Origin of the sequence: Streptomyces phytophilus, from assembly GCF_013870535.1 — a bacterium.
Taxonomy (GTDB): domain Bacteria; phylum Actinomycetota; class Actinomycetes; order Streptomycetales; family Streptomycetaceae; genus Streptomyces; species Streptomyces phytophilus.
In genome coordinates this window covers 1-5,278 of record NZ_JACBXC010000343.1, presented here as the reverse complement: position 1 = coordinate 5,278, position 5,278 = coordinate 1, and the positions used below count along the sequence as shown (strand labels likewise).

Here is a 5,278-nt window from a genome sequence, read left to right as displayed (position 1 = left end):
GCGGCGGAGGCGGGCGACGAACTTGTAGCGGTCGCCGCGGTAGACCGAGCGGACCCACTCCACCGGCTCGCCGTGCGTGTCGACGGAGTGGCGCGAGAGCATCAGCATCGGCAGGCCGGTGTCGGTGCCCAGCAGCCCCGCCTCGCGGGGTGTGGCCAGCGAGGTCTCGATGGTCTCCTCGGCCTCGGCCAGGTGGACGTCGTAGACCTCGGCGAGCGCGGTGTAGAGCGAGGAGTGCTTGACCAGGCTGCGGCGCAGCGCGGGGAAGCGCTTCGCCGACAGGTGGGTGGTCTCGATCGCCATCGGCTCGCCGTTGGCCAGCCGCAGCCGCTCGATGCGCAGCACGCGCCCGCCGGGGGTGATGTCGAGCCGCTCGGCGAGCTGGTCGCCGGCGGTGACGTAGCCGATGTCCAGCAGCTGCGACGTGGGTTCGAGGCCCTGGGCGCGCATGTCCTCGGTGTACGAGGTCAGTTGCAGGGCCTGCGAGACCTTGGGCTTGGCCACGAACGTGCCCTTGCCCTGGATCCGCTCCAGCCGCCCCTCCACGACCAGCTCCTGCAGCGCCTGGCGCACGGTCGTACGGGAGGTGTCGAACTCGGAGGCGAGTGTGCGCTCCGGCGGCACCGGGGTGCCGGGAGGCAGGGTCTCGGTCATTTCCAGCAAATGCCGCTTGAGCCGGTAGTACTTGGGCACGCGGGTGGTCCGCCCGGTGCTCCCCCCGGCGCGTCCCGGCTCGTCGGCTGCCGGTACCGTCGCAGCCGACGTTCCCTCGGCCGGTCCGGCGTTCGTCCTCATGACTCCTCCGTCTGGTAGCGGCTCACATCCTGGCACGGCTCGTCACCCGTCGGTGCACTCGCGGGGTGACGGGATAGCTCACATGTCGGTCCGGTAACGGAAGCCGAACCAGCAGGCCGCACACCCTTGACACCCTCATTGGTCTAGGCCAGGCTTCGTTCCACGATTGGTCCAGACCAAGACCGTCAACCTGGTCTAAACCATTAAAGACCACAAGTCCACTCCACGGGCAGGGTCCGGGAGCAAGGACTTTTCGGTGGCGAATCGCTGGCGAAAGACGGCAGGGGGGCGTGGGCCGGCATGTTGAGGAGGGTGACGTGAAGCGCACGGCGGTAGCGGTGCTGGCGGCGGCTGGCCTGGTGGCAAGCCTCGCCGCCTGCGGTTCTGACGATGGTGGCGAGGACGACGACAAGGGCAGTGGCCCCGGGTCGTTCAAGGGCGAGACGCTCACCTTCTGGGCCATGGACGGCTCCACACCGGACGACTGGCTGAAGGACGTCCAGGCCGAGTTCGAGAAGAAGACGGGCGCGAAGCTCGAATACAAGGTGCAGCAGTGGAACGGTATTCAGCAGAAGCTGACCACCGCGCTGTCCGAGGAGAGTCCGCCCGACGTGGTCGAGGTCGGCAACACCCAGACGCCCGCCTACGCGGCGACCGGCGGCCTGGCCGACCTGACCGGGCTGAAGGACGAGATCGGCACCGAGTGGACCGAGTCCCTCAACGAGTCGTCGATCTACGAGGGCAAGCAGTACGCCGTCCCGTGGTTCTTCGCCAACAGGGTGGTGATGTACAACAAGTCGATCTTCGAGGAAGCCGGCATCACGGAACTCCCCAAGACCCGTGACGACCTCTTCGCGGCGTTCGAGAAGATCGAGAAGAACACTGACGCCGAGCCGATCTACATGCCCGGCCAGAACTGGTACTTCTTCGACGGCCTGCTCATCGGCCAGGACGCCGAGCTGGTGAAGCAGGACGGCGACAAGTGGGTCTCCAACCTCTCCGACCCCAAGGTCGGCCAGGCCATGGACATCTACAAGCAGTACGCCGACTTCTCCACGGCGCCCAAGGACAAGGACGAGGCCACCCCGCAGCAGGGCGAGGTCTTCGGCAAGGGCGAGACCGGCGCGATCATCGGCATGGGCTGGGAGTCCGGCATCGCCATCGAGGCGAGCAAGGACAAGAACTTCGAGAAGGAGATCGGCTACTTCACCATCCCCGGTGAGACCGCCGACACCCCCGAGAGCGTCTTCCTCGGCGGCTCCAACCTGGCCGTCGCCGCGGGCAGCGAGAAGCAGGAGCTCGCCCAGGAGTTCCTGAAGATCGCGCTCTCCGACAAGCACGAGGGCGCCCTCGCGGCCGCCAACGGCGTGATCCCCAACAAGGACGCGCTGCTGTCGAAGCTGGAGGGCAACGAGGCGGCCGAGGCCGCGGCGCCGGCCGCCGCCGTCGGCGGCACCACCCCGCTCATCCCCGAGTGGGGCGCGGTGGAGAACACCCCCAACCCCATCAAGTCCTACATGACCGCCTTCCTCAACGGTAAGTCCCACGAGGAAGCGGCCGAGTCGGTCGAGGACGATCTGAACGAGCGCCTCGCGCAGGAGTAAGTGTCATCGGGCGGGCGGGACCGGGTACGACCCGGCCCCGCCCGCACCCGCGGGTCCGAAACCACCTCGTCCCGAAGAGATCGCCGCATCATGACTGTGCAGATACCGAGGCCGGCCACCGATAAGGCCAAAGGCCGCGCCCGTACGACACAACCCCCACCGCCCGGACGCCACCGCAAGGCCCAGGGATCGGCCGGCACCCTCCCGTACCTGCTGCTGTTGCCGGCACTGGCGATCACCGCCGTGCTGCTGGGCTATCCGCTGGTGAAGAACGGCATCCTGTCGTTCCAGAAGCTCGGCATGAAGGAGCTGATCCAGCACCTCACCGAGTGGAACGGCTTCGACAACTACACCGACGTCCTCGGCGGCGAGGACTTCTGGCGCGTCACGATCCGGACCGTGGTCTTCACCGCGGTGAACGTCACGCTGATCATGCTGCTCGGCACCCTGGTCGGGCTGCTGCTCGCCCGCCTCGGCCGCAAGATGCGGCTCACCCTGCTGATGGCGCTCGTGCTCGCCTGGGCGATGCCCATCATCGCGGCCACCACCGTCTACCAGTGGCTGTTCGCCGAGCGCTACGGCGTCGTCAACTGGATCCTCGACAAGCTCGGCTGGCACTCCATGGCCGACTACTCCTGGACCAGCAGCCAGTTCTCCACCTTCTTCGTGATCACGGTGATGCTCGTCTGGACGTCGATCCCGTTCGTGGCGATCAACCTCTACGCCGCCACGACCACGATCGCCAAGGAGCTGTACGAGGCCGCCGGGCTCGACGGCGCCGGCGCCTGGCGCACCTTCACCTCCGTGACCTTCCCGTTCATCAAGCCGTTCCTGCTCGCCACCACATTCCTGGAGATCATCTGGATCTTCAAGGCGTTCCCGCACGTCTACGCGATCAACGGCGGCGGCCCCGACCGGCTCACCGAGACGCTCCCCGTCTACGCCTTCGTCGAGGGCGTCGGCAACCAGCACTACGGCATGGGCGCGGCGATCTCCGTGCTCACGATCCTGGTCCTGATGGGGCTGACGTCGTACTACATCCGCATGGTCATGAAGCAGGAGAGGGAAGACTCGTGAGGCGCTCGTTCATCGGCCGCTTCTGGCCCAACGCGACGGCCCTGGTGCTGTTCGTCCTCTTCCTCTTCCCCGTGTACTGGATGTTCGCCACGTCCCTCAAGCCGACCGGCGACATCATCAGCGAGGACCCGGTCTGGTTCCCCATGGACCCGACCTTCGAGCACTACCGCACGGCCTTCGACGCCGACAACTTCTGGAACTTCTGGAAGAACTCGCTCACGGTGACCCTGCTGGCGGTCGGTATCTCGCTGCTCATCGCGCTGCTGGCGTCCTTCGCCATCGCGCGGATGCGCTTCCGCGGCCGTACCGGCATCATCCTGGTCTTCATGTTCGCCCAGATGGCGCCCTGGGAGGTCATGGTCATCTCGGTGTACATGCTGGTGCGCGACGCGGACATGCTGAACAGCCTGGTGCCGCTCACGCTCTTCTACACCGTGATGGTGCTGCCGCTGACGATCCTCACGCTGCGCACCTACGTGGCCGCGGTGCCCAAGGAACTGGAGGAGGCGGCGATGGTCGACGGCGCCAGCCGCACCCAGGCGTTCCGCAAGGTGATCTTCCCGCTGCTGGCGCCGGGCCTCATGGCCACCTCGCTCTTCGGCTTCATCACCGCCTGGAACGAGTTCCCGATGGTGCTGGTCCTCAACAAGGAGGCCGAGGCGCAGACCCTGCCGCTGTGGCTGTCCCAGTTCCAGACCCAGTTCGGCGACGACTGGGGCGCCACCATGGCCGCCGCGTCGCTGTTCGCCCTGCCCATCCTCGTGCTCTTCCTGTACCTGCAGCGCAAGGTCACCGCCGGCCTGACCGCCGGTGCCGTGAAGGGCTGACGTACCACCTCGTAAGCTGCGGCGGAACCACCCGCCGCGGGAAGGGACAGCACGACGGCCATGACGACACTCGCAGGGAGCACCGACACCCTGACCCGGGACGCCCTCGCCGTACTGCAGCCGAGCTTCCTGGGCACCGAGCCCCCGGACTGGGTGCTGCGCCGCCTCGACGAGGGCCTGACCGGCGTCGGGCTCTTCGGCCGCAACATCGAGAACCCCGGGCAGGTCGCCCGGCTCACCGCACGGCTGCGCGCCGCCCGGCCCGACGTGCTGGTGGCGATGGACGAGGAGGGCGGCGACGTCACCCGCCTTGAGGTGCGTACGGGCTCCTCGTTCCCCGGCAACCTCGCCCTCGGCGCGGTCGACGACCCCGGCCTCACCCGGGCCGTCGCCCGGGAGCTGGGCCGCCGGCTCGCCGAGGTCGGCGTGAACCTGGACTGGGCGCCGTCCGCCGACGTCAACTCCAACCCGGACAACCCGGTCATCGGCGCCCGCTCCTTCGGCGCCGACCCGGCGCTCGTCGCCCGGCACACCGCCGCGTACATCGAGGGCCTCCAGGACGCGGGCGTCAGCGCCTGCGCGAAGCACTTCCCCGGCCACGGCGACACCAACGTCGACTCGCACCACGCCATGCCGCGCATCGACGTCCCCGTCGAGGTGCTGCGCGAGCGGGAGCTGGTGCCGTTCCGGGCCGCGGTCGCGGCGGGCACCAAGGCCGTGATGAGCGCGCACATCCTGCTGCCCGCCCTGCGCACCGACGTGCCCGCCACCGTCAGCCCCGCGGTGCTCAGCGGCCTGCTGCGCGCCCCCGTCGCCGACGGCGGGCTCGGCTTCACCGGCCTGATCATCACCGACGCGCTGGAGATGCGGGCCATCGCCGCGGCGTACGGCATCGAGGGCGGTGCGGTACGGGCCGTCGCGGCCGGCGCCGACGCGATGTGCATCGGGGCCCGCGGCGACGAGGAGATCGTGCTG

5 protein-coding genes are annotated in these 5,278 nt (G+C 68.5%); 4 read left to right on the top strand and 1 reads right to left on the bottom strand.

Going from position 1 to position 5,278, the window contains the following annotated elements:
- Window positions 1-795: GntR family transcriptional regulator (locus tag H5J30_RS16565; RefSeq protein WP_181788198.1), on the bottom strand; the 795-nt coding region annotated here is incomplete at its 3' end.
- A gap of 317 nt (window positions 796-1,112) precedes the next feature.
- On the opposite strand from H5J30_RS16565, the gene H5J30_RS16560 reads away from it, so the two are divergent.
- From H5J30_RS16560 to H5J30_RS16545, 4 genes are all read left to right on the top strand, one after another.
- Window positions 1,113-2,399 carry an extracellular solute-binding protein gene (locus H5J30_RS16560; protein ID WP_181788197.1) on the top strand — a complete coding sequence of 429 codons (1,287 nt, stop codon included), beginning with the start codon at window positions 1,113-1,115 and terminating at the stop codon, window positions 2,397-2,399.
- Between the two features lie 90 nt (window positions 2,400-2,489).
- Entirely contained in the window at window positions 2,490-3,476 is a 987-nt protein-coding gene (locus tag H5J30_RS16555; RefSeq protein WP_181788196.1) for a carbohydrate ABC transporter permease, read from the top strand.
- Entirely contained in the window at window positions 3,473-4,303 is an 831-nt protein-coding gene (locus tag H5J30_RS16550) for a carbohydrate ABC transporter permease (protein ID WP_181788195.1), read from the top strand. Before H5J30_RS16555 ends, H5J30_RS16550 begins: the two co-directional genes overlap by 4 nt.
- A gap of 60 nt (window positions 4,304-4,363) precedes the next feature.
- Window positions 4,364-5,278: glycoside hydrolase family 3 protein (locus H5J30_RS16545; RefSeq protein WP_181788194.1), on the top strand; the 915-nt coding region annotated here is incomplete at its 3' end.